This window comes from Streptomyces sp. NPDC020299 (assembly GCF_044387825.1).
Taxonomy (GTDB): domain Bacteria; phylum Actinomycetota; class Actinomycetes; order Streptomycetales; family Streptomycetaceae; genus Streptomyces.
The window spans coordinates 152,087-176,092 of sequence record NZ_JBIRWL010000019.1; the positions used below are offsets into that span (position 1 = coordinate 152,087).

Sequence of the window (24,006 nt, forward strand, 5' to 3'; positions counted from 1 at the left end):
CGGCCGGGCCCGGCACGGCCCGGGGCCTCCTCGGGCCCGGCCGCCCGCCGCGGGAGCCCCTCAGCTCCCGCCGTGCGTCCCGCCCGCGACGCCGCCGCCCACCGTGAACCCGATCACCGAACCGCCGCCCTCCCGCCGGAACGCGAACGGGGATCCGCCGTGCGCCACGGCCACCTCCCGCACGATGGACAGCCCGAGCCCGGAACCGGGCAGGGAGCGGGCGTCGGCGGCGCGGTAGAAGCGGTCGAAGATACGGATGAGGTCGCCGTCGGTGACGCCGGGGCCGCGGTCGAGGACCTCGACCCGGACCAGGCCGGGCCGCGCCGGACCAGCGAGGTTGACCTCGATGGGGGCCTTGCCGTCGCGGTCGAACTTGGCGGCGTTCTCGACCAGGTTCGACATGGCGCGCTGGAGCATGCCGGGACGGCCGTCGGTCGTCGTGTCGCCGCACGCCCGCAGGACGATGTCACGGCCGGTACGGCGCCGGGCCAGGCCCACCACGTCCTCGGCGATGTCGGCGAGGTCCACCCGCTGCGGCGGCTCGCTGTCGGACTGCCCGGCGGCGAGATCGACGAGCTCGTTGACCAGGTCGGTCAGCTCGCGGGCCTCCTGGGTGAGGTCGGCGACGAGATCCTCACGGGTGGCCGGCGGGAGCTCGTCGATACGGCGCAGCAGCGAGATGTTCGTACGCAGCGAGGTCAGCGGGGTGCGCAGCTCGTGGCCCGCGTCCTGCACCAGGCGGCGCTGGTCCTCCTCGGACTGGGCGAGCCGGCCCAGCATGCGGTCGAAGGCACGGCCGAGGCGGCCCACCTCGTCGTATCCGGCGACGGGCACCTCGATGCCCAGCTGCCGGGTGCGGGCGACGTCCTCGGCGGCCGAGGTGAGGATCACCAGGCGGCGGGTGATACGGCGGGCCAGCCACCAGCCGAACAGGCCCGCGGCGACCACGACCGCGGACATCAGCGCCAGCGTCCGCTGCTGCAGCGCCCGCAGCAGGTCCTCGGTGTCGCTGAACTCCTGCGCCACCTGCACCGCGCCCCGCCCGTCGCCGAGCGCGACCGTCGCGATGCGGAACAGGTCCTCGCCGACCCGGACGTCCTTGTGCTCCACCAGCTTTCCGGCCGCCGCCGCACCCGCGGTGCTCCGGTCGCGGGCGGTGACGGGCAGTACGGGGCTGCCGTGGTCGACGATCTCGCCCTCGGCGCCGAGCACCTGGACGTCGGTACGGGCCGGCCGGACGACGTCGTGACCGGGGCGGGAGGACGAGAAGTCGTCCGGCACCATGTCGTGCTGCCGCACCTCGTCCTGCACGTCCTGCACGACCTGCGTGAACACCGACTGCTGGTCGACGCGGACCAGGCGGGCGGCGGCACCGTAGGAGAGGATGCCGACGAGGATCGTGACGGCGGCGGTGACGGCCGCGAAGGACACGGCGAAGGTCGTGCGCAGCGACACCAGCTTGGGCCGGCGCCGGGCCAGCAGCCGCCCGAGGCGGCCCACTCAGTCCTCCCGCAGCACGTAACCGACGCCCCGGACGGTGTGGATCAGCTGCGGCGCGCCCGGCTCGTCGAGCTTGCGGCGCAGGTAGCCGACGTAGACGGCGAGGTTCTTGGAGCCGGGGCCGAAGTCGTAGCCCCAGATGCGGTCGTAGATCGTGGAGTGGTCGAGGACGATGCCCGCGTTGCGCACGAGCAGCTCCAGCAGCTCGAACTCGGTCCGGGTCAGCTCCAGCTCGCGGCTGCCCCGCCAGACCCGGCGGGCCTGGAGGTCCATGCGCAGTCCGGCGGCCTCGATCTGCCGGTCGGAGATCTGGGGGTCGGCCTTGCTGACCTCGGGGGTGCCGCCGTTGCCGCCGCCCGGGCCCGGGGCGCCCGCGGTGACCGGGCTGGTACGGCGCAGTAGGGCGCGCAGACGGGCGAAGACCTCCTCGACGTCGAAGGGCTTGACCACGTAGTCGTCGGCGCCGGCGTCCAGGCCCGCGATGCGGTCGGCGGTCTCCACCAGCGCGGTGAGCATCAGGATCGGCGTCCGGTCACCCTCGGCGCGCAGCACCCGGCAGACCTGGAGGCCGTCGATGCCCGGCATCATCACGTCCAGTACGAGGACGTCCGGCGGGGTCCGGTGCGCCTGCGCGAGCGCCTCGACGCCGTCGGCGACCGCCGTGACCTCGTAGCCCTCCAGGCTCAGGGCACGCTCCAGGGCATGACGGATGGCACGGTCGTCTTCGGCGAGCAGCACAGTCTGGGGCACGTCCCCAGTCTGCCAAGGCCTCCGGCGGTTCGGCCGGGCCGAGCGGGCCTACGATCACCCTTTTTACCTGCCTCTCACCGTCCACGAGGCAACCGCCTGGGGGCTGCCGCCCCCAGACCCCCGCTTCGGCCCTGAACGGGCCTCGTCCTCAAACGCCGGACGGGCTGAGTAATCCGAACCCCTGGTCAGCTCCTCAGCGCCGCCAGCTGCTCCTCGAACGGCACCACCGCGAGCCCGCCGTCGGCCTCGGCCTCGGCCGAACCGGCCCCCGACAGCCCCGTCATCAGCGCGGCCAGCTCCCCGCCGGCCCGCTCGACCCGCTCGGCCAGCCCCTCCGCACCCCAGTCCTCGGAGGCCGCGTACACAGCGGTCGGCACGACCACGGCATGCAGGTAGGCGAACAGCGGACGCATCGCATGCTCCAGCACGAGCGAGTGCCGCCCCGTCCCGCCCGTCGCCCCGATCAGCACCGGCTTCCCCGCCAGCGCATCCTTGTCGAGCACGTCGAAGAAGGACTTGAACAGCCCACTGTAGGAAGCGGTGAACACCGGGCTGACGACGATCAGACCGTCGGCCGCCGCCACCGCGTCGAGCGCGTCCGCGAGGGCCCGCCCAGGAAACCCGCTGGTGAAGTTGTGCGCGATCTCCACCGCGAGGTCCCGCAGCTCGATCACCCGCACCTCCGCCGAGGTCCGCTCGGCGGTGGCGTTCGCCAGCCGGTCGGCCAGCAGCCGGGTGGAGGACGGGACGCTCAGCCCCGCCGAGACGACGACGAGCTTCATGCGACGGTCACCCCTTCCGTGTCCTTCGCGGCGGCGGCGAGCAGCGACTGATGGGTCGGCGCGTCCGGCACGTCCGCCGGACGGCCCTTGGCGAACTCCTCGCGCAGCACCGGCACGACCTCCTCGCCGAGCATGTCGAGCTGCTCCAGGACGGTCTTCAGGGGAAGCCCGGCGTGGTCCATCAGGAACAGCTGGCGCTGGTAGTCACCGGCGTACTCGCGGAAGGACAGTGTCTTCTCGATCACCTGCTGCGGCGAGCCGACCGTCAGCGGCGTCTGCTCGGTGAAGTCCTCCAGCGACGGGCCGTGCCCGTACACGGGGGCGTTGTCGAAGTACGGCCGGAACTCGCGCACCGCGTCCTGCGAGTTCTTCCGCATGAACACCTGGCCGCCGAGGCCGACGATCGCCTGCTCGGGCGTGCCGTGGCCGTAGTGGGCGTACCGGGTCCGGTACAGCTCGACCATCTGCTTGGTGTGGTCGGCCGGCCAGAAGATGTTGTTGTGGAAGAAGCCGTCGCCGTAGTACGCGGCCTGCTCGGCGATCTCCGGCGAGCGGATGCTGCCGTGCCAGACGAACGGCGGGACCCCGTCCAGCGGACGCGGGGTGGAGGTGAAGCCCTGCAGCGGGCTGCGGAACTTGCCCTCCCAGTTCACCACGTCCTCGCGCCACAGCCGGTGCACCAGGGCGTAGTTCTCGATGGCGAGGTTGATGCCCTGCCGGATGTCCTGGCCGAACCAGGGGTAGACCGGGCCGGTGTTGCCGCGGCCCATCATCAGGTCCACCCGGCCGTCGGCCAGGTGCTGGAGCATCGCGAAGTCCTCGGCGATCTTCACCGGGTCGTTGGTGGTGATGAGGGTCGTGGAGGTGGAGAGGACCAGCTTCTCCGTCCGCGCGGCTATGTAGCCGAGCATCGTGGTCGGGGACGAGGGCACGAACGGCGGGTTGTGGTGCTCGCCGGTCGCGAAGACGTCCAGGCCGACCTCCTCGGCCTTCAGCGCGATGGCGACCATGGCCTTGATGCGCTCGCGCTCGGTCGGCGTACGCCCCGTGGTGGGGTCCGGCGTGACGTCGCCGACGCTGAAGATCCCGAACTGCATGGTCGCTCAACCTCCAAGTTGTTGACCGTTCAACTATAGCCCTCCAACAGGTCCCAGTGTCCGTGTATTCCGCCCCCTCCGGCGGGTCCCTCCGTGCACAGCGTCAGGGGACGAGCACCAGCCGCCCCCGCACCCCGCCCTCGGCCTGCCGGGCGTGGGCCTTCGCCGCCTCCTCCAGGGCGTACGTCTCCGCCACCCGCGGGGTCAGCACACCCTCGTCCACCAGGCGGACCAGCTCGGCAAGCCGGGCCCCGTCGGCACTCACCTCGACGGCCTCCGCACGCACCCCGCGGACCGGCGCGGGCTGGGCCTGCGGGATGACACCGACGTACACGCCCCCGTCCCGCACCCACTCCAGCGCCGGCTCACCCAGCACCGCCGCGTCGAGCACCGCGTCGAAGCCCGCCGGCACGACGCCGCCGGAGGTGAAGTCGCCGGACGTGAAGTCGGCGGCACCCAGGGAGCGTACGAACTCCTCGTCGCCCTCCCGGGCCAGTGCGGTCACCGAGAAACCCTGGCGCGCGGCGAGCTGCACGGCGTACCCGCCGACCGCGCCCGCCGCGCCCGTCACCAGCAGCGACCGGCCGGGCGCCGGCTCCAGCAGGTCCAGGGCCTGGGCGGCGGTCAGCGCGTTCAGCGGCAGGGTGGCCGCCTGCACCGCGTCCACCGTGGCGGGCGCCTTGGCCACCGCGTCCGTGGGCACGACGACGTACTCGGCGTGCGCGCCCAGCGGCTTCACCATGCCGTAGTCGAGCGCCACCACCTCGTCGCCCACGCTCCACGCTCCCCCAGAGGGGGTACCCCCAGCCACACCCACCGCGTCCACCGTCCCGGCGACGTCCCAGCCGAGCCCGATCTGCTTGCCGGCCCCGCCGAAGACCCCGGACCGCACCCCCGCGTCCACCGGGTTCAGCGCGCTCGCCGCCACCTTGATCCGCACCTGCCGCGCACCCGGCTCGGGCACCTCCGCCTCCACGACCTCCACGACCTCGGGCCCGCCGAACGTCCTCACCACAACAGCGCGCATCTCAACTCTCCCAGTCCAGTGGCCTCTTGGGCGCTTCCCGCCCCGTTTCCGGCCCGTTGCGACAACCCTAGGAAGAGTTACTATCCATCGGTAAGTAGTTACCTGAAGGTGCGTAGGAGACCCGGAGGAGAGCCATGGCGACCTTGACGGCGGCACAGCGACGCGAACAGGCCCGTGCCGAGTACGACGCCTTCATCCGCGGCTGCCCCACCAACCAGCTCCTCGGCCGGCTCAGCGACAAGTGGGTCAGCCTGGTCGTCGCCGCCCTCGCCGGCGGACCCATGCGCTACAGCGACCTCGGCCGCAAGATCGCCGGCGTCAGCCCCAAGATGCTGACCCAGACCCTGCGCACCCTGGAGCGCGACGGCATCCTGACCCGCGAGGTCACCCCGTCCGTACCGGTCCGCGTCGACTACGAACTCACCCCGCTGGGCCGCGACCTCGCCCTGCTGCTGACCGCGGTGAAGGACTGGGCGGAGACCCACTTCGACGAGGTACGGGCGGCACGGGAGCACTACGACGCGCAGACCGAGGAGGGATAAGAAGCTCCCCCCTAGACCCCCTAGACCCGCCCCTCCCGCAGCCGGGCGATCTGCTCCCCGCTCAGCTCCACCGTCCGCCTCATGTGCCGCACGATCAGCGCCAGTTCGGTGTCGTCCAGGTCGTCGAAGAGCGTCTCCCAGGTGCCGCCGAGGCGGTCCCACATCCGCCCGAACTCGGCGACCTTCTCCGGCACGGTGGCCACCAGCACCCGCCGCCGGTCCACCGCGTCCCGCTCCCGGACGACATACCCCGCCTTCTCCAGCCGGTCCACCAGCCGTGTCGCCGACCCCGTGGTCAGCCCCGTCAGCTCCGCGATACGGCCGGTCGTGACCGGGGCCTCCTCCAGCGTGAGCAGATTCAGGCACTGCAGATCGGTGGGGTGCAGGCCGAGATGGTCGGCGACGGCCTGGTTGAACAGGGCGTACGACGCCATGTACCGGCGGGAGACCGTGGACAGCTCCGCCAGCAGCCGCGACCGGCCGTCCTGAGCACCGTTCCCGGACATGACCGCCCCTTTCGTCTGCGCCGTGCAGACAGCGTACGACGCAGCGACCGTACCGGCACGGCCCGCGCCCGGCACCCCACGGCTCAGAACGCGTACGTGTCCCCCGTGGCCAGCACCAGCACCCGCTCCACGTCATGCGCCTTGCCGGGGTCGGCGGCGCCACCGTGCCACGCCGTCTCCACCTCCATCGTCACCTCCGACGGCTGCCCTTTCAGCCGCACCGAGAGCGCGATCTGCTCACCCAGCCCGTGCGCGGCCAGCGCCCCCGTGCGGCACACCACCGCCCGCTCGTCCGTGCGCGCGCACCCCGTCGGGAGCTGCTGCGCATCCGCGAGCGTCGCCGACCAGCGCAGCCGCACGCTCGCGTCCGGGACGGCGGACGGCCCGTCGTTGCGCGGGGTCAGCCACACGTCCACCTGATCGCCGACCAGCACCGCGGAACCGTGATAGGCCAGACCGGCCGAGGGATCACCGGAACCGGCCCAGGCGGCCCCACCACCCGCGACCACGGCGAGCCCGGCCAGCCCGAACATGGTGACGCTCCGCAGACCCCGCACACCTCGCATGAAACCCACTCCTCACATATGCGTATCTACGGGATGTATGCCACGCGGAGCGGACGGCAGGCGCCATCCATCAGGTGACGCGACCGTGCGAAGCTGCCCCCATGCTCGTCCTCCGCTCCGCCGCCCTCTTCGTCGTCGCCGCCGTCTTCGAGATCGGCGGCGCCTGGCTCGTCTGGCAGGGCGTGCGCGAGCACCGGGGCTGGCTCTGGGCGGCCGGCGGCGTGCTCGCCCTCGGCGCCTACGGATTCGTCGCCACCTTCCAGCCCGACGCCCACTTCGGCCGCGTCCTCGCCGCCTACGGCGGGATCTTCATCGCCGGCTCCCTGCTGTGGGGCGTGGTCGCCGACGGCTACCGCCCCGACCGCTGGGACATCACCGGCGCGCTCATCTGCCTCGCCGGAATGGCCGTCCTCATGTGGGCGCCGCGCGGCGGGGGCTGACCGTTCGGAGGGCGGACGGCCCCGCGGTGGGCCCGGGGCGGTCACCTACCCTTGGGTACGGACCGATCACCGTACGCCCGAGGAGCCGCCCCATGGCCACCGCAGCCCCGTCCGCCGCCTCCCGCATCGCCGTCGTCACCGGTGCGAGCAGCGGAATCGGCGCCGCCACGGCCCGGCAGCTCGCCGCGGCCGGCTACCGCGTCGTCCTCACCGCCCGCCGCAAGGACCGTATCGAGGCACTCGCGGAAGAACTGACGGCGGCCGGCCACTCCGCGACCGCGTACCCGCTCGACGTCACCGACCGCGCGGCCGTCGACGAGTTCGCCGGCGCCTTCAGGACCATCGGCGTCCTCGTCAACAACGCCGGCGGCGCACTCGGCGCCGACCCCGTCGCCACCGGCGACCCCGCGGACTGGCGCACGATGTACGAGACGAACGTCATCGGCACGCTCAACCTGACCCAGGCCCTCCTGCCGAAGCTCGTCGCGAGCGGCGACGGCACGGTGGTCGTCGTCTCCTCCACCGCCGGCCACGGCACCTACGAGGGCGGCGGGGGCTACGTCGCCGCCAAGCACGGCGCCCACGTCCTCGCCGAGACCCTGCGCCTGGAGATCGTCGGACAGCCGGTCCGCGTCATCGAGGTCGCGCCCGGCATGGTCCGCACCGACGAGTTCGCCCTCACCCGCTTCGGCGGCGACCAGGAGAAGGCGGCCAAGGTGTACGAGGGCGTCGCCGAACCCCTCACCGCCGACGACGTGGCCGACACCATCGCCTGGGCGGTGACCCGCCCCAGCCACGTCAACGTGGACCTCCTGGTCCTCCGCCCCCGCGCCCAGGCCTCCAACACCAAGGTCCACCGGGAGCTGTGACGTGGAGTCCACACTGAGGTGTGGACAGATCCCCGCCCTGGTGCGCCTCCACGACACGGCGGCCCTGTGGCAACTGGCCCACGGCATCGACCAGTGGAAACCCGGCGGGAAGGACGAGGCCCACTTCCGCGCACGCATGCGCGACGGCGAGGTCTGGCTGGCCCACAGCGGCGACCACCTGGCAGGCGCCTGGGAACGCTGGTAGGACGACCCGGCGGCCTGGGCCACCGGACGCCGGCTGCCTCGCCTCCAACCGTTCCTAAAGGCTGAGCGGGAGTGAGTCCTGGTGCCAGGACTCGTGCTCAGCCGCGTGCCCCGAACGGTTGTGGGCACGCTGGTCGCCCGCTTTCGCTCCGCGTCCGGCGCCGACGGATCGTGTCCGTGGTCCGGGAACGCGGGGGCGGGTTCCCTCACGCCCCAGGGCACCTGATGCGGCCTGGACGGTCCGATGCCCCACCGCATCACTCCGGTGTGGTGGGGGCGGTGCCGTCCGTCGCCGGATCGGGTGTCCCAGAGCGCGCCGTCCGATCGCCACGGCGGCAGCCTCGTGGCGCGTGGTGGTGCGGGTTGTGGTGGTCAGGGGGCGTTGCCAGTGCTGTGCGCCCCAGCGGCTGGTGTAGGCCGGGTCGACGGCGACCAGGGGGATGCCGAGTTCCGCGGCCATGGACACCAGCCTGCTGCGTAGCTTGGCGGTGGGCATCCCGGAGATGAGCTTGCGGAAGTGTTTGCGCCGTCCGTGCTTCTCCCGGGTCTTCTCCGTGTGGAAGTCCAGGTCCTCGATCGCGAGAGCCAGGCCATGGCGCTCGGCCCAGTGGAGCAGGCGGATGAGGGCGTGGCGGACCTGGGCGTCGCGGTGCGGTGCGCTGCCGGACAGGTCGTAGTCGAACCTGCGGGGCGCACCGACCGGGTTGCCGTGGGTGTTCAGGCGCCAGGCGGCCAGGTGGTCGGCGTTCATGTCCACACCGACCAGCCCCGTGGCGCGTACGGCCTGAAGCGGCACGAGCTGCACCGGCGGGTTCTGCCAGGAGGCGGTCAGATACCAGCGGCCACGGCCTACGTCGTAGTGGATGCGGTAGGCCACGGCCCGATTGGCCGTGACGCGGTCGGCCCACTCCTCGCCCCGATGCCCAAAGCCGACCCGGCACGCGAGCACGTACCGGCCGTGCGACGCGTTCGCCAAGCCCGCGAGCGGCGCGGGCAACTTGATGCTCACCTCACCGTCCGGACTCACCCGGATCGTCTCGTTGCCGTACCGCTTCCCGGACTCGCCGTCGGCCTGGAGAAACCAGCGCTCCGCCTCCCACCGGCTGCGCCATGCGGCCTCGCTCATGTGGGCGGCCTGAAGGTTGTGCCGGGCGCGCAGCAGCTTCTTCCCGCCGCGCACCACCCGTACCTGTCCGGCCTCGCACTGGGCGCGTTGCTGTTCCAGCCGGTCTTCGAGCAGGTGTAGGCGCCGGGACTTGGCGAACCACTCCCGCTTCGAGCGGTAGCCGCCCGGCCGACCCTCGGAGCCCTTCGCCCCGATCGGCAGCGACAGCCGGTGTTTGATGGTGTCCACGCCTGCCTGGAGGTTGTGGATGTGGGCGAGCTGACCGCGCCGGGCCAGTGCCCACTGGTCATGCGTGGCTTTGGTGATGCTGCCCGCCCAGCGCGAGGAGGATTCCCCGGTCAGGGCACGCTTGCGTCCCGCCCACCGGTCACTGTCGTGATCGAGCCCGTCCGCGCAGCGGGCCTTCAGGTCGCGGGAGGCCAGGGAGCCGAGCAGGTCACCGACCAGGCGCAGGACCTTCTCGTCCTGGGTGGTCAGCCCCTTGAGGCTGTCCCGGATCGCCACCCCGGACGGGCCGGGCACCACGAACGAAGCCACAATCTCACGCAACCCGCCCACTGCCCCACCCCCTGCCCGGCGCCCGGCGCCGAAGAACCCGTCACGACACTCAACGAACACCTCACGCGAAGGTCACGCATTCGACGCAGGAACTCCCGTTCCCCACACCTGGCGCACACGCACGATGTGACCAAGACGCTCACTCATGCACACCAGAACGCGCCCAACCACAGTCAGCCAGCAGCAGTTCGCGACTCCCGCCTGCGCACCTACTACGAGGCGGCGGGCTACACGGTGGCCGGCGTACAGGCCGCGAAGAACGGCGGCACGGGCAGCCCGTACGCAGTGACCCTGCTGGAGAAGCGGCTGAAGTGACTCAGCCCTTCACGCAGACGACCTGCTTCAGCTTCGCCACGACCTCGACCAGGTCCCGCTGCTGGTCGATGACCTGCTCGATCGGCTTGTAGGCGCCGGGGATCTCGTCGACGACGCCGGAGTCCTTGCGGCACTCCACACCCTGCGTCTGCTCTTCGAGGTCCCTGGTCGAGAAGCGGCGCTTCGCCGCGTTGCGGCTCATGCGCCGACCGGCGCCGTGCGAGGCCGAGTTGAAGGACTTCTCGTTGCCTAGACCCTTCACGATGTACGAACCCGTGCCCATGGAGCCGGGAATGATCCCATACTCGCCGGAGCCCGCGCGGATCGCGCCCTTGCGGGTGACGAGCAGGTCCATGCCCTCGTAGCGCTCCTCGCTCACGTAGTTGTGGTGGCAGGAGATCTCCGGCTCGAAGGTCGGCTTCGCCTTCTTGAACTCCCTGCGGACCACGTCCTTCAGGAGCGCCATCATGATCGTGCGGTTGTACTTGGCGTACTCCTGTGCCCAGAACAGGTCGTTGCGGTAGGCCACCATCTGTGGGGTGTCCGCCACGAACACGGCGAGGTCGCGGTCGACCAGGCCCTGGTTGTGCGGGAGCTTCTGGGCGACGCCGATGTGGTGCTCCGCGAGTTCCTTGCCAATGTTGCGGGAACCGGAGTGAAGCATCAGCCAGACAGAACCGATCGAATCCGTGCAAACTTCGACAAAGTGGTTGCCCGACCCGAGCGTTCCTATCTGCTTTTCCGCCCGATCGTGACGGAATTTGACCGCTTCCGCGACCCCGTCGAACCGCGCCCAGAAGTCGTCCCAGCCCCCGGTCGGGAACCCGTGCAGTCGCCCGGGGTCGACGGGGTCCTCATGCATCCCCCGCCCCACCGGAATAGCCTGCTCGATCTTCGACCGCAGCCGCGACAGATCCCCCGGCAGATCGTTCGCCGTCAGGGACGTCTTCACCGCCGACATCCCGCAGCCGATGTCCACCCCGACCGCCGCCGGGCACACCGCCCCCTGCATGGCAATGACAGACCCGACCGTCGCGCCCTTGCCGTAGTGGACGTCCGGCATGACGGCCAGGCCCTTGATCCACGGGAGGGTGGCGACGTTGCGGAGCTGCTGCAGGGCCACGTCCTCGACGGTCGCGGGGTCGGTCCACATGCGGATCGGTACCCTCGCGCCGGGCATTTCCACGTACGACATGTCTTCCTCATTCCCCCGGGGGTGCAACAAAAGTCTTAAGAAGTGCAAAACGCAAAAGCAGCGCCAAGGTCGGTGAAAAGGGACAGCGGACCGGCGTTCACAGCAGTGCGTGCGATACACATTGTCTCCAGTGGGCGCCCCGCCGCGGCAAGCGAATTACCAGCGGGGACACTGGATGACCCATCGCCCGGGACACCGTCGAGAGGAGCCTGACCGTGCAGCGGAAGGCGTATGTAACCGGCACCGCCGCCCTCCTCGCGGCGCTGCTGGCCGGCTGCACGAGCGGCTCGGGCGACAAGGGCACGACGGACGATGCGAACCCGGGCGACGCCGGTACGGCGACGGCGGTGGCGCAGCCCGGCAAGTACCGCACGCTCCCCGAGGCCTGCGGTGCGATCGATCACAGCACGCTCGACTCGCTGCTGCCCGGTGTCAAGCAGATCGCCGACCCGGAGCAGCAGGACAAGGCGTACCAGGGCGAGGCGACGCTCACGTATGACACGGATCGTAAGGTCGGTTGTCGCTGGAAGGTTGATTCCACGGACGCTACGGATCATCTCCTGGTCGATTTCGAGCGGGTGGTGTCGTACGACAACGCGGTGAGCGACGACAGTCAGGCGGAGAAGCTCTTCGGGGAGCAGCAGGTCGCGGCCGGCCTTCCCGCGCCGCAGGTCACGGAGTCGGGGCCGGGGTCGGCGTCGGGGTCGGCCTCCGGGTCTCCTTCCGTTTCGTCGTCCGCCTCGGTTGCCGGTGGGGAGTCGACTTCCACGGTGGCGCCGTCTGCGACCGCTTCCCCCAGTACCTCCAGTGCCTCGCCGTCCGACTCGGCCGATCTCCAGCCCCGTGTTCTCGACGACCTGGGTGACGAGGCGTTCATCGACGACCAGCTGACGAGTTCCGGTTCGACGGCGCAGCAGCGGACGGTGACTGTGGTGTTCCGCACGTCCAACGTGATTGTGACCATCGAGTACGCGGAGCAGCCGATGGCGATCGGGGTCGCTCCGGACAGTGAGGAAATGCAGGACAGGGCCCGTAATCTGGCCGCCGAGCTGGATGACGTGCTGGGCGGTTAGGGGTGTCGCGGGGGCCTTGGGGGGCCGTATGCAAAGCCCGTGAAGGGAAGCCGCACAGCTCGCTCAACGCGTACCGTGACCCATCGGACCCGATCCGACCGCAGGAAACACGAGCGTCATGAGTGAAGGAACCATGCAGCGAGCAGCCCAGCGAGACGACCAGCGTGCCCAGCGAGGCCAGCTCCTCCCCCGCCTTCTTGTCGGTGCGGCGGCGGTCCCCGTGATGCTGGTGGCGGCCGGCTGTTCGTCGGACTCCGGGTCCGACGGGGGTGCGAAGGCGTCGCAGCAGACCGCCGCGGCCGGTGCGGACGCGGGCAGCGCCTCCGCGAGTGCCTCTCCGTCGGTGCAGGCGGCCGCGTACGCGAAGTTGCCGGAGCCGTGTGCGGTGCTGTCGAAGAGCACTCTGGGCGAAATGGTGCCCAAGGGTGCGAAGTCGGGCAAGGAGGGTACGTCGAGTGACACTTCGTCCCGGTCCAGCTGTTCCTGGAGCAGCCTCGACAACAACGGGGTGAAGGGCTCGCAGTTCCGCTGGCTCAACGTCTCGCTGCTCCGCTTCGACTCGGACGCCAACCGCGGTTCGGGTGAGAAGCAGGCGCAGGTGTACTACGCGGACCAGGTCAAGGCCGCGCAGTCGGTGTCGGGTGCGAAGAACTCCAAGACGGAGCCGGTCTCGGGGACGGGCAACGAGGCGTCGGTGGTGCACTACGACCTGAAGAAGAAGGAAGGCGGCTTCAAGCAGCAGACGCTGGTCGTCCGGACGGAGAACGTCGTCGTCACCCTCGACTACAACGGTGCGGGTCTGGCGGGTGACAAGACTCCGGACGCGAGCGGTCTGACGAAGGCGGCCGAGAAGGCGGCCAAGGAGGCGGTGGCCGCGGTGTCGAAGGCCAACGGCCAGGGGGCGGGCGGAAGTTCGGACTCGGGCTCGGGTGCGGGCTCCGGCGGGGCGAGCTCCTCGCCGTCGAAGTCGGCCTCGAAGTCGCCGTCCAAGTCGGCGTCTCCGTCGGCGTCGTCTTCGGGTTCCAAGAAGGGGTCCGCGAGTGCGTCCCCGTCGAAGTCGGCGGCTTCGAAGGGCTGACCGGCACCACGTTTGCCGTACAGGTGTGCCACCCTATGCGCGCAACAACACGCACTGGGAGGGGAGTAACGAGTGGCCGCGCCACTGCAGCTGACTCGGATGCACCGCATTCTCATCGGTGTGGTCGTGGCCGGCGCGCTGATCATCGCCGGCATCGGCTTCGCCGGTTCGTACGCGGCCGTCCGTGAACTGGCCATCAAGAAGGGCTTCGGGAATTTCTCCTATGTGTTCCCGATCGGCATCGACGCGGGTATCTGTGTCCTGCTGGCCCTGGATCTGCTGCTGACCTGGATCCGTATCCCCTTCCCGTTGCTGCGTCAGACGGCGTGGCTGCTGACGGTGGCGACGATCGCCTTCAACGGTGCCGCGGCCTGGCCGGACCCGCTGGGTGTGGGCATGCACGCGGTGATCCCGGTGCTGTTCGTGGTCGCGGTCGAGGCGGCCCGGCATGCGATCGGCCGGATCGCCGACATCACGGCCGACAAGCACATGGAGGGCGTGCGTCTGACGCGCTGGCTGCTCTCGCCGGTGCCGACCTTCCTGCTGTGGCGTCGTATGAAGCTGTGGGAGCTGCGCTCCTACGACCAGGTGATCAAGCTGGAGCAGGAACGTCTCGTCTACCAGGCGCGGCTGCGTTCCCGGTTCGGCCGGGCGTGGCGGCGGAAGGCTCCGGTGGAGTCGCTGATGCCGCTGCGGCTCGCGCGGTACGGGGTGCCGCTGGCTCAGACCGCTCCGGAGGGGCTGGCCGCGGCCGGCATCGAGCCGCCGGTGCTGCCCGCGGCACGTGCGGTCGAGGTTTCCGCGTCCGCGCCTCCGCGGGCCGTCGAGGCCGCGCCGGCGCCCGCGCAAGCGCCCGCGTCCGCTTCCGTACCGCGGCAGGCGGCGCCTGCCGAGGAGCGGTCCCGGCCCGCCGAACCGGCGGAGGAGAACAGCCCCTGGTTCAACGTTCCCCAGCAGGTCGAGTACCACGGCGGCTACGACCCCGCGTACGACCCGGCGGAGCAGTACGCCCAGTGGTACGCGGAGCAGCAGGAGGCCGAGCAGTACCAGCAGCGGCAGTTCCAGCAGGAGCGGTTCCAGCAAGAGCGGTTCCAGCAGGAGTTCCAGCAGGAGTTCCAGCAGCAGTCGCAGTACGAGGAGCCCTCTCCGGAGGAGACCGGCAGCTTTCCCATCCCGGTGAGCCCCGGCCGTACCCGTGAGCTCGGCGAGGGCGGCGGGTCTCCGGAGCCGGACGAGGACGCGTACTACCAGGTCTTCAAGCAGTCGATCAACGGCAGCTACCCGACGCCGCGTGAGTTCGGCGAGAACGTCGAGGCCGAGTTCAGCATCGGTCTCCCGCCGGAGGACGCCAAGCGCATGGTCAACCGCTTCACGAACCGCTACAACGCGGAGCTGGAAGAGGACCACATCGCCTAGATCCGGCGAGCGGAGCAGCAGAGCATGCGAAAGGCGCCCGGTGCTGGAAAGCACCGGGCGCCTTTCGCAGGGCGTTACAGCCTTACAGCCATACGGTCTTACTCCCCGAGCAGGGCCCGCACCCGGTCCTGCCCCACCGCCAGCAGCAGCGTGGGCAGCCGCGGGCCGGTGTCGCGGCCGACGAGCAGGTGGTAGAGCAGGGCGAAGAACGTCCGCTGGGCGGTCTTGATCTCCGGCGGCAGCTCCTTGGGCGTGGCGTCGGCGGAGAACCCGGCCTGGACCTTGGGCACGCCGTAGACGAGGTGGGTCAGTCCGTCGAGCGACCAGTGGTCGGCGAGCCCGTCGAGCAGCAGCCGCAGGGACTGCTGGGAGGGCTCGTCGAGGGACTTCAGCAGCTCGGCGTCGGCTTCGTCGCGGACGATGGTGCGCTGGTCGGCCGGGACGTGGGTGTTGATCCAGGCCTCGGCCTTGTCGTACCGGGGCCGGGCCTCGTCCAGGGTGCCGAGCGGGTTGGCCGGGTCGAGCTCGGACAGGATGCGCAGGGCCTGGTCCTGGTGGCCGGCGGTGATGTCGGCGACGGAGGCAAGGGTGCGGTACGGCATGGGGCGCGGGGTCCTGGGCAGCTCGCCGGCGGCGGTGCCCACGGCCCGGGTGTACGCGGCGACGTCGCCCGGCAGGGCGGAGCCTCCCCCAGTGCCAATAGCCTGGGAGGTGCCCCCAGCGACCTTGCCCGCGAGCTTGTCCCACTCGTCGTACAGCCGCTGGATCTCCTGGTCGAAGGCGATCTTGAAGGACTGGTTGGGCCGGCGCCGGGCGTACAGCCAGCGCAGCAGCTGCGGCTCCATGATCTGGAGCGCGTCGGCCGGGGTGGGCACGCCACCGCGCGACGAGGACATCTTCGCCATGCCGCTGATGCCGACGAAGGCGTACATCGGGCCGATGGGCTGCTTGCCGCCGAAGATCCCGACGATCTGCCCGCCGACCTGGAAGGAGGACCCCGGCGAGGAGTGGTCGACGCCGGAGGGCTCGAAGATCACGCCCTCGTACGCCCAGCGCATCGGCCAGTCGACCTTCCAGACCAGCTTGCCGCGGTTGAACTCGCTGAGCCGGACGGTCTCGGCGAAGCCGCACTCGTTGCAGGTGTACGACAGCTCGGTGGTGTCGTCGTCGTACGAGGTGACCGTCGTCAGGTCCTTGCCGCAGCCGCCGCAGTACGGCTTGTACGGGAAGTACCCGGCGGAGCTGCTGCCGTCGTCCTCGGCCGCGGCGCCCGAACCCTCCTCGGCCTCCAGTTCGGCCTCGTCGACGGGCTTCTGCTGCTGCTTCTTGGCGGCGGGCTTGGCCTTGGTGCGGTACTGGGCGAGGATCGCGTCGATGTCGCCGCGGTGCTTCATGGCGTGCAGGACCTGGTCGCGGTACACGCCGGAGGTGTACTGCGCGGTCTGGCTGATCCCGTCGAACTCGACGCCCAGCTCGGCCAGCGACTGGGTCATCGCGGCCTTGAAGTGCTCGGCCCAGTTCGGGTGGGCGGAGCCCTCGGGGGCGGGGACGGAGGTCAGCGGCTTGCCGATGTGCTGCTTGTACGTGTCCTCGTCGACGCCGGGGATGCCCTTGGGCACCTTCCGGTAACGGTCGTAGTCGTCCCAGGAGATCAGGTGCCGGACCTGGTGCCCGCGGCGGCGGATCTCGTCGGCGACCAGGTGCGGGGTCATGACCTCGCGGAGGTTGCCGAGGTGGATCGGGCCCGAGGGGGAGAGCCCGGACGCGACGACGACCACCGGTTTGCCCGGGGCCCGACGCTCCGATTCCTCGATGACCTCATCCGCGAAACGGGAGACCCAGTCGGAGGTCTCGGTGCTCTGAGCCACGATCGGCACGTCCTTCTTTCTGAACGGGGTGACACCCCATTCTCACAGACCGGCTCGCGCCCGGGAAAACGGCTTTACCCTCCGTGGGATACTGGCTGGGTCTATCCATTCCCACGAGGAGAACGGCACCCATTCCTATGGCCTCGGTCACGTCCCTCAGCGACTCCGTCCAGCAGCAGCTCGCGTCCGCCCTCTCGGCCACCCTGCCGGAGGCCGCCGGCGCGGACCCGCTGCTGCGACGAAGCGACCGGGCCGACTTCCAGGCCAACGGGATCCTGGCGCTCGCCAAGAAGACCAAGGCGAACCCGCGGGAGCTGGCGACCGAGGTCGTCTCCCACCTCGTCACCGGTGACGTGATCAAGGACGTCGAGGTCTCCGGGCCCGGCTTCCTGAACATCGCGATCACCGACCGGGCGATCACGCGGAACCTGGCCGCGCGGTACGCGGACGACTCCGGCCGCCTCGGCGTGCCGCACGCCGTGAACCCGGGCACCACGGTGATCGACTACGCCCAGCCGAACGTGGCGAAGGAGATGCACGTCGGCCATCTGCGGTCGGCGGTGATCGGCGACGCGACGGTCCAGATCCTGGAGTTCACCGGCGAGAACGTGGTCCGCCGCCACCACATCGGCGACTGGGGCACCCAGTTCGGCATGCTCATCCAGTACCTGGACGAGCACCCGCACGAGCTGGACCACAAGCAGGCCCAGGTCACCGGTGACGAGGCGATGTCGAACCTCGACCGCCTCTACAAGGCGGCGCGGAAGCTGTTCGACTCGGACGAGGAGTTCAAGACGCGGGCCCGCCGCCGGGTCGTGGACCTCCAGGCCGGCGAGCCGCGCACCCTGGCCATGTGGCAGAAGTTCGTGGACGAGTCGAAGATCTACTTCTTCTCCGTCTTCGAGAAGCTGGACATGGAGGTCCGGGACCCCGACATCGTCGGCGAGTCCGGCTACAACGACATGCTCGCCGAGACCTGCCGCCTCCTGGAGGAGTCCGGCGTCGCCGTCCGCTCCGAGGGCGCCCTCTGCGTCTTCTTCGAGGACGTCAAGGGCCCGGACGGCAACCCGGTCCCGCTGATCGTGCAGAAGTCCGACGGCGGCTACGGCTACGCGGCCACGGACCTCTCCGCGATCCGCGACCGGGTCTTCAACCTGAAGGCGAGCACACTGCTGTACGTGGTGGACGCGCGGCAGTCCCTGCACTTCAAGATGGTCTTCGAGACCGCGCGCCGGGCGGGCTGGCTGGGCGAGGACGTCACGGCGCACCAGCTGGCCTTCGGCACGGTCCTCGGCAAGGACGGCAAGCCGTTCAAGACGCGTGAGGGCGAGACGGTCAAGCTCCAGGACCTCCTGGACGAGGCCGTCGACCGGGCCACGGCGGTCGTCCGGGAGAAGGCCGAGAAGGTGGGCCTGACCGAGCAGGAGATCGACGAGAACGGCCGGTACGTGGGCATCGGCGCCGTGAAGTACGCGGACCTGTCCACCTCGGCGGTGCGGGACTACAAGTTCGACCTGGACCAGATGGTCTCGCTGAACGGCGACACGTCCGTCTACCTCCAGTACGCGTACGCCCGTATCCAGTCGATCCTCCGCAAGGCGGGCGAGGCGAACCCGGCGGCCCACCCGGAGCTGGAACTGGCGCCGGCCGAGCGGGCCCTCGGTCTGCACCTGGACCGGTTCGCCGAGACGGTACTGGAGGTCGCGGCGGCGTACGAGCCGCACAAGCTGGCCGCCTACCTCTACCAGCTGGCGTCGCTGCTCACGTCGTTCTACGACCAGTGCCCGGTGCTGAAGGCCGAGACGCCGGAGCAGGTGGAGAACCGCCTGTTCCTGGTCGACCTCACCGCGCGCACCCTGCACCAGGGCATGGCGCTGCTGGGGATCAGGACGCCGGACAAGCTGTGACGGGCACGGCCCGCCCTCATCCCGGGGGCGGGCCGTACTCCGGCGGCTCGTACCGCGGCGGCGGGTCGTTGCGGTTCCGGAGCGAGTCGCCCTCAGACAGGAGTTTGCCCAGTACCGCGGCGGAGTGTTCGAGGGCGTACTGATCCGCTGCCAGGCTGAGCAGGTATTTGAGCACCTGTGCCGGGCTGTATCCCCGGACCGCCCTGGGAAACGACACTTCGGCCAGCCCGACTCCCGCCTTTTCGGGAGAGTTGACGTTCGGGCTCCTGGCCCAGGCCTCGTCCTCCACGGCTTTCAGCGCCTTCTTGCTCCAGGTGCGCGCGTGTTCGTCGGGTTGGCTCGCCATGCCGGAGGCAGTCGTCCTGATGAGTCTCTCCATCCCCCGGATCAGGCTGTGGAGTCGATACTGCTGGGAGAGCAGCCCGCGGACGTGCTGCTGCACGGCCTGCGGGTGGTAGCCGTCCTCGACCATGGCGAACTGGCTGTGCGGCATGCTGGTCGCGTCCGGCAACCGGCTCTTGTATCCGTTCCCGGAACGTTTCCGTGCCGCTGCCAGCAACTCCCGCGCATCCTTGTCCGCCTGCGCATGGATCCTCTCGGCCTTGGCGACGGCCTGCTTGCGGAGCTGCTCGGCCTCGTCGGCGGCTCGCTTGCGCAAGTGCTCGGCCTCCTCGAGCTTCGCGGCGCAATCCGCCTGCGTCAGCCTCCATACCTGCCACGCCTTGGCCACGATCCGTTCGGCGATGCTCCCGGCCTGCGCCAGCTGGGCCACGTCGAACACGTCACTGCCCGCCACGGTGACGGCTTGGTTGACGAGGATGGTGGCCAGGCTGTCGGAGATCGCGGCGGCGTCGGCCGGGCGGTCGTCGGGGCGCTTGGCGAGGAGCCGCAGGATGAGGTCGTTCAGGGCGGTGGGGAGATCGGAGACCAGGGTGTTCGGGGCCGTCGGCGTCGCCTCCGCCTGCATGCGCAGGACGCCGAGGTGGCTGGCGCTGACGAACGGCGGGCGGCCGGTCACCGCGTGGTAGAGAACGCAGCCCAGCGAGTACAGGTCACTGCGGTGGTCGATCTCGCCGGCGTCCTCGGCTTGTTCCGGAGACATGTACGGCGGCGAGCCGAGCAGCGCCCCCTTCGCGGTGTGCTCGTGGATGCTGAGCGTGTCGCCCACGAACTTGGCGACCCCGAAGTCGAGGATCTTCGCCGTGCCCTCGGGCGTCAGCAGGACGTTCGCCGGGGTGATGTCCCGGTGCACCACCCCATGGCGGTGCGCCTCGTCCAGCGCCTGCGCGATCTGCGCCGCCCAGCCCACCGCCAGCGGCCACGGCGGCTGGCCCTCCTCCAGGCGCCGGCGCAGCGAGACGCCCTGGACGAGTTCCATCACGAGGTAGAAGACCTGCCGCCCACCGACCAGCACGTCCCCCCAGTCGTAGGCGGTCACCACGTTCCGGTGGGACAGCCGTGCGGCGAGCTGCACCTCGCGGCGGAACCTGTCCTGCGTCTCCGTCCCCTGCGCTCCGAACGCGGCGTGGACCAACTTGACCGCGACGTTGCGCCGCATCCGCTCGTCCTGTGCGGCCCACACCTCACCCATGCCCCCGACGCCGAGTCGCGGCCCCATCCGGTACCGCCCCGCCAGCAGTTCGCCCTGCACCGGTCATGTCCCCCCGTTCAGTTCCCGGCCGAGCTGCCCGAGCTGCCGTACGAGCCGCCCGCCAGCCGGCGCAACCGTCGCGCCTCCTCCTCCAGACGGTGCGCCACCTCCATGCCGTCCGTGAGGCCGCTGGCGGTGAGCTGGGCGGCCAGGGAGGTGAAGTAGTGTGCGGTGCACAGGAGCTGGTCGGTCATGCCGAGCGGTGTCCCGTCCGTCGGAAGCGCGTTGACGTCGTCGAGGACGCGGTTGATCTCCCGGCCGATCTCGTCCCGGGCGTCCTGCGTGAGCGGCACGGCCCTTCCCACCTGAGCGAGGACCGAGTGGCAGGAGCGGACGAGTTCCCGCAGCAGCCGGTCGTCCCGCCGCACCGGGGTGATGCCCGCCGACGGGCGGTTGAACACGTTGCCTTGCACCAGTCGGTCCCGCACGACCACGGGCTCGTACCGGCGCAGGTCGATCGCGCGGGTGGCGCCGAGTGCCTGCCGGAAGCAGGGATGGATGTGGAACTCCGTCTCGTGCGGCTGCACCGGCAGGTGGTCGTCCCAGGCGAACACCACGTCGTGGCCGCGTCGTACGCCGAGGAAGCCGACGCCGTACAGGACGTCGACGACTCCAGAGAGGGTCAGCGCGTCGGTGTACGCGGGGAACAGCTCGTGCAGGGTCTCCTCGGCCGCCTCGAATCGGCTGTGCAGCGCCGCGCGGGACACGACGTACCCGGCGTTCTGGAACAGCGGGAAGAGGTTCTTCAGGAACGGGTGGGCGACGAGGTACTCCGAGGACAGGTCCTTGAGCTTCCACTCGGAGAACTGCCGCTCCGCGTGCCGCACGTCCGCCTCGGTGATCCGGTCCCGCCTGTGTGTCAGCCAGGCCGCCTCCTGGCAGGCGTTGAGGAACTGGATGGCGTCCCGCGGCCGGGGCAGGCAGCGGCGGAAGACATAGCCCGGCGTGTCCTCGCCGGCCACCTCCGGCGGGAAGATCTCCTGCCAGAGCTGCCCGGCGGTCAGCTCCACCCCGGCGGAGGCCCGCGCGCGGGCCAGGGCCAGGTCCCGCAGCGCCGCCTTGGACCAGGTGATCCTCAGTTCGTCCCCGTGGAACTTGTCGCCCTCGCCGAACGACAGCGAGTCGTAGATGTCGGCCCGCAGGAAGAGCAGCAACCGCACGGACCGCCCGTAGCGGCTCGCCGCGTGCTTGGCCGCGAGCAGCAGCCCGATCACCATCGAGTTGCTGTCGGGCTCCGCCGACCAGATCTGCTCCAGTTGGTCGACCATGAGCAGCAGTGGTTCGTGCGCACCGTCGCAGCCGAGATCGGCCAGCGCCTGCACCACCCCCTGCTCGACGATGCCCAACTGCCGCTGCGCACGCGCCCCTTCCGACGGCAACTGCGCAAGGTCCACCCCCGCCTTGACGCCGAACGCCTCCAGGGACAGCGAGGTCTGCAGACCCTTGACACTGGCCGCCAGCCGGTCCCCCAGCCCGTCACCCGTCAACTCGCCGTTCTGCTTGAGGAACTTGGCGAGTGCCTTGACCGAGGCGGGTCCACGGCGACCGTGCGCGTCGCCCCTGGCGTGCGCGACCAGGTGCCGCGCGGCGTGCACGGCGAACACGTACCGCCAGATCAGCGCCTTCGCCGAGTCTCCTTGTAACCCCTGTAACTCGAACCGCCGGATCTCCTCGCCGGCCGCCTCGTCCGGCGTGACCAGCATCCTCCCGGCGCGCTCGCCGCCGTCCGCCCGCAGCTGCATGCAGATGGCGCTCTTCCCCGACCCCTTGCGGCCGATGATGAGCATCTTCTTCCCGGCCACCGCGGCCCGGTACGCCGCGGTGGGCTGGAATCCGCCGCGCAGCAGCAGGCCGTCGTCGGTCACATCCCGCTCAGCGTCCTCACGCCCGAAGTGCAGGTGCGCCAGAAGCGGCCCGTCGGCCATCCCGTCCCCCTAGATGTCGCCCGGCAGCCGGGATCCGCAGTACGGATCCCGCTGGTCGACACCGTATCGACAAGGCCGGGTCCCGCTCAGCCGTCTTGCACTCCCGGAAGGCGCTCGAACTCGCACCAGACCACCTTGCCGAACTCCCGGTCCCGTACGCCCCATTTGTCGGACAGTGCGGCGACGAGCAGCAGCCCCCGCCCGCCCTCGTCGGCCCGGTCGGCGATGCGCGGGACACCGGGGCCGCTGTCGTGGACCTCCACGTGCAGTAGGCAGCGGTCATAGCGCAGGAGTACCCGGAACTGCCGCCCCGGCGGCACCCCGTGCAGCAACGCGTTCGTCGCCAGTTCACTCATGCACAGCAGCACGTCGTCGGTGCGGCAGTAGTCGGCGAGCCGCCAGCCGGCCAGGGTCTCGTACGTGAACCGCCTGGCAGCGGGCACGGACCGGCGCTCGCGACGGAAGAGCCTCGCACGGAAGACAGGGAGTTGGATCGTCTCGTTCACGATACGAGAGTTGCGGAGAGTCACTACCGTGTATCAGTGAGTGAAGTCGTACGGGGATTCCGTACGGGTCGTGTACGGGAGTCGGAACAGCATGAGCTCCAGGAAGTTGCCGCGTCAGAAGAACCTCTCGACCATGCGCATGCTGGGCGCCCAGCTCCAGACGGTCCGCAAGGCCGCGGGCTACACCCAGCGCACCCTCGGCGAGGCGGTCCTGGCCGACGAGGAGACGATCGCGTCGATCGAGCAGGGCAGACGGCCCCTGCTGATCGACCTGGCCCGAACGTTGGACGAACTCCTAGACACGAGGGGGATGTTGGCGACGGGGGTGGCGAACATGCCGGAGATCGATCAGTTCCCCCTGTTCGCCGAGCAGTACATGCTGCACGAGCGCGAGGCCATCGCCCTGTCCTGGTACGACGCGCTGGTCGTCCCCGGCCTGCTCCAGACCGAGGCGTACGCACGCGCCTTGCTGCGCGGCCGCGTTCCGCCGTACGACGAGGACGAGCTGGAGACGAAGATCGCGGCACGCATCAGCCGGCAGGAGATCCTGCACCGCAAGGTCCCGCCCACACTGAGCTTCGTCGTCTGGGAGCCGGTGCTGCTCATGCCCACCGGGGGACGTGAGACGCACCTCGCGCAGTTGCGGCATCTGCGCGCGTACTCGGAACTTCCGGGCCTGGCTCTCCAGTTCCTGCCGCTGAACCGTACGTCGCATGCCGGGGACGCGGGGCCGTTCACACTCCTGGAGACGCCTGACCACCAGCACCTCGCCTACACGGAATCACAGCGTGGCAGCCAGTGGGTCTCCGACCCTGACGAGGTGTCCATCCTCGCGCGGAAGTATGCGATGCTGCGGACGCAGGCCCTCACGGTCGAGGACTCCGGACGCCTGCTGGACCGGCTGCTAGGAGAGCAATGAGCACCGCACTTCAGTGGTTCAAGTCGACCTACAGCAGTAGCGAAGGCGGCCAGTGCCTCGAAGTCGCCGTCTCCCCCCACACCATCCACGTCCGCGACTCCAAGAACCCGGAGGACGGCCCCACCCTCTGGATCGGGCCGGAGGCCTGGAAGGCGTTCACCGTCACCAGGTGACCGGCCGCTGTCA

24 protein-coding genes are annotated in these 24,006 nt (G+C 70.3%); 11 read left to right on the forward strand and 13 right to left on the reverse strand.

Translation table 11 applies throughout. The features are described 5' to 3' along the window. Positions 1-60: 60 nt before the first annotated feature. The 5 genes from ACH45E_RS36855 to ACH45E_RS36875 all read right to left on the reverse strand — a co-directional run bounded on the left by ACH45E_RS36855 (position 61) and on the right by ACH45E_RS36875 (position 5,156). A complete protein-coding gene (locus ACH45E_RS36855; protein WP_361449349.1) occupies positions 61-1,500 on the reverse strand; it encodes a HAMP domain-containing sensor histidine kinase in 1,440 nt (479 codons plus the stop codon). Next, the gene (locus ACH45E_RS36860) at positions 1,501-2,250 is read right to left on the reverse strand and encodes a response regulator transcription factor (protein ID WP_361449346.1); all 750 of its coding nucleotides are present in this window, start codon (positions 2,248-2,250) and stop codon (positions 1,501-1,503) included. A 185-nt stretch (positions 2,251-2,435) separates the two neighbouring features. Next, positions 2,436-3,032, reverse strand: a complete 597-nt coding sequence (locus ACH45E_RS36865) for a CE1759 family FMN reductase (RefSeq protein ID WP_361449343.1) — start codon at positions 3,030-3,032, stop codon at positions 2,436-2,438. After that, positions 3,029-4,129 (reverse strand): LLM class flavin-dependent oxidoreductase, encoded by a 1,101-nt coding sequence (locus ACH45E_RS36870; RefSeq protein ID WP_361449340.1) that lies wholly within the window; start codon positions 4,127-4,129, stop codon positions 3,029-3,031. Before ACH45E_RS36870 ends, ACH45E_RS36865 begins: the two co-directional genes overlap by 4 nt. A 103-nt stretch (positions 4,130-4,232) precedes the next feature. Beyond that, positions 4,233-5,156, reverse strand: a complete 924-nt coding sequence (locus ACH45E_RS36875; RefSeq protein WP_361449337.1) for an NADP-dependent oxidoreductase — start codon at positions 5,154-5,156, stop codon at positions 4,233-4,235. Between the two features lie 134 nt (positions 5,157-5,290). Between ACH45E_RS36875 and ACH45E_RS36880 the strand changes: the two genes are divergently transcribed. Continuing rightward, entirely contained in the window at positions 5,291-5,698 is a 408-nt protein-coding gene (locus tag ACH45E_RS36880) for a helix-turn-helix domain-containing protein (RefSeq protein WP_361449334.1), read from the forward strand. Between the two features lie 20 nt (positions 5,699-5,718). Here ACH45E_RS36880 and ACH45E_RS36885 read toward each other — a convergent pair whose 3' ends face one another. Further along, positions 5,719-6,204: a MarR family winged helix-turn-helix transcriptional regulator gene (locus ACH45E_RS36885; RefSeq protein WP_361449331.1), complete on the reverse strand. Its 486-nt coding sequence runs from the start codon at positions 6,202-6,204 to the stop codon at positions 5,719-5,721. Between the two features lie 83 nt (positions 6,205-6,287). Continuing rightward, positions 6,288-6,770 (reverse strand): hypothetical protein, encoded by a 483-nt coding sequence (locus ACH45E_RS36890; protein WP_361449328.1) that lies wholly within the window; start codon positions 6,768-6,770, stop codon positions 6,288-6,290. A gap of 101 nt (positions 6,771-6,871) precedes the next feature. Between ACH45E_RS36890 and ACH45E_RS36895 the strand changes: the two genes are divergently transcribed. From ACH45E_RS36895 to ACH45E_RS36905, 3 genes are all read left to right on the forward strand, one after another. Further along, positions 6,872-7,210, forward strand: coding sequence for a YnfA family protein (locus tag ACH45E_RS36895; protein WP_361449325.1), 339 nt, complete (start codon positions 6,872-6,874; stop codon positions 7,208-7,210). A 92-nt stretch (positions 7,211-7,302) separates the two neighbouring features. Continuing rightward, positions 7,303-8,079 carry an SDR family NAD(P)-dependent oxidoreductase gene (locus ACH45E_RS36900; RefSeq protein WP_361449322.1) on the forward strand — a complete coding sequence of 259 codons (777 nt, stop codon included), beginning with the start codon at positions 7,303-7,305 and terminating at the stop codon, positions 8,077-8,079. Between the two features lies 1 nt (position 8,080). Next, on the forward strand, positions 8,081-8,284 hold the full coding sequence (locus ACH45E_RS36905) for a hypothetical protein (protein ID WP_361449319.1): 204 nt from the start codon (positions 8,081-8,083) through the stop codon (positions 8,282-8,284). Between the two features lie 54 nt (positions 8,285-8,338). On the opposite strand, the gene ACH45E_RS36910 is transcribed toward ACH45E_RS36905, so the two are convergent. After that, a complete protein-coding gene (locus tag ACH45E_RS36910; protein ID WP_361449316.1) occupies positions 8,339-9,967 on the reverse strand; it encodes an IS200/IS605 family accessory protein TnpB-related protein in 1,629 nt (542 codons plus the stop codon). A gap of 126 nt (positions 9,968-10,093) precedes the next feature. Here ACH45E_RS36910 and ACH45E_RS36915 point away from each other — a divergent pair, with 126 nt between their 5' ends. Next, positions 10,094-10,282 carry a hypothetical protein gene (locus tag ACH45E_RS36915; RefSeq protein WP_399042326.1) on the forward strand — a complete coding sequence of 63 codons (189 nt, stop codon included), beginning with the start codon at positions 10,094-10,096 and terminating at the stop codon, positions 10,280-10,282. Position 10,283: 1 nt separating this feature from the next. On the opposite strand, the gene ACH45E_RS36920 is transcribed toward ACH45E_RS36915, so the two are convergent. Further along, a complete protein-coding gene (locus tag ACH45E_RS36920; protein WP_361449313.1) occupies positions 10,284-11,477 on the reverse strand; it encodes an RtcB family protein in 1,194 nt (397 codons plus the stop codon). A 215-nt stretch (positions 11,478-11,692) separates the two neighbouring features. Here ACH45E_RS36920 and ACH45E_RS36925 point away from each other — a divergent pair, with 215 nt between their 5' ends. The 3 genes from ACH45E_RS36925 (at position 11,693) to ACH45E_RS36935 (ending at position 15,044) form a co-directional block, all read left to right on the forward strand. Next, entirely contained in the window at positions 11,693-12,550 is an 858-nt protein-coding gene (locus ACH45E_RS36925; RefSeq protein ID WP_361449310.1) for a DUF3558 domain-containing protein, read from the forward strand. Positions 12,551-12,668: 118 nt separating this feature from the next. Then, the gene (locus ACH45E_RS36930; protein WP_361449307.1) at positions 12,669-13,628 is read left to right on the forward strand and encodes a DUF3558 domain-containing protein; all 960 of its coding nucleotides are present in this window, start codon (positions 12,669-12,671) and stop codon (positions 13,626-13,628) included. A gap of 99 nt (positions 13,629-13,727) precedes the next feature. Continuing rightward, on the forward strand, positions 13,728-15,044 hold the full coding sequence (locus ACH45E_RS36935) for a DUF2637 domain-containing protein (protein ID WP_361449304.1): 1,317 nt from the start codon (positions 13,728-13,730) through the stop codon (positions 15,042-15,044). A gap of 98 nt (positions 15,045-15,142) precedes the next feature. On the opposite strand, the gene lysS is transcribed toward ACH45E_RS36935, so the two are convergent. Further along, entirely contained in the window at positions 15,143-16,921 is a 1,779-nt protein-coding gene (gene lysS, locus ACH45E_RS36940) for a lysine--tRNA ligase (protein WP_361449301.1), read from the reverse strand. Between the two features lie 128 nt (positions 16,922-17,049). Between lysS and argS the strand changes: the two genes are divergently transcribed. Continuing rightward, positions 17,050-18,819 (forward strand): arginine--tRNA ligase, encoded by a 1,770-nt coding sequence (gene argS, locus ACH45E_RS36945; protein ID WP_361449299.1) that lies wholly within the window; start codon positions 17,050-17,052, stop codon positions 18,817-18,819. Positions 18,820-18,835: 16 nt separating this feature from the next. Here argS and ACH45E_RS36950 read toward each other — a convergent pair whose 3' ends face one another. From ACH45E_RS36950 to ACH45E_RS36960, 3 genes are all read right to left on the reverse strand, one after another. Then, positions 18,836-20,470 (reverse strand): protein kinase, encoded by a 1,635-nt coding sequence (locus ACH45E_RS36950; RefSeq protein ID WP_361449296.1) that lies wholly within the window; start codon positions 20,468-20,470, stop codon positions 18,836-18,838. Between the two features lie 17 nt (positions 20,471-20,487). Beyond that, a complete protein-coding gene (locus tag ACH45E_RS36955; RefSeq protein ID WP_361449293.1) occupies positions 20,488-22,395 on the reverse strand; it encodes a P-loop ATPase, Sll1717 family in 1,908 nt (635 codons plus the stop codon). Positions 22,396-22,481: 86 nt separating this feature from the next. Next, on the reverse strand, positions 22,482-22,901 hold the full coding sequence (locus tag ACH45E_RS36960) for an ATP-binding protein (protein WP_361449290.1): 420 nt from the start codon (positions 22,899-22,901) through the stop codon (positions 22,482-22,484). A gap of 91 nt (positions 22,902-22,992) precedes the next feature. On the opposite strand from ACH45E_RS36960, the gene ACH45E_RS36965 reads away from it, so the two are divergent. Further along, on the forward strand, positions 22,993-23,820 hold the full coding sequence (locus ACH45E_RS36965) for a helix-turn-helix transcriptional regulator (RefSeq protein ID WP_361449287.1): 828 nt from the start codon (positions 22,993-22,995) through the stop codon (positions 23,818-23,820). After that, the gene (locus tag ACH45E_RS36970; RefSeq protein ID WP_361449284.1) at positions 23,817-23,993 is read left to right on the forward strand and encodes a DUF397 domain-containing protein; all 177 of its coding nucleotides are present in this window, start codon (positions 23,817-23,819) and stop codon (positions 23,991-23,993) included. The genes ACH45E_RS36965 and ACH45E_RS36970 overlap by 4 nt, the downstream gene beginning before the upstream one ends. Positions 23,994-24,006 lie beyond the last annotated feature (13 nt).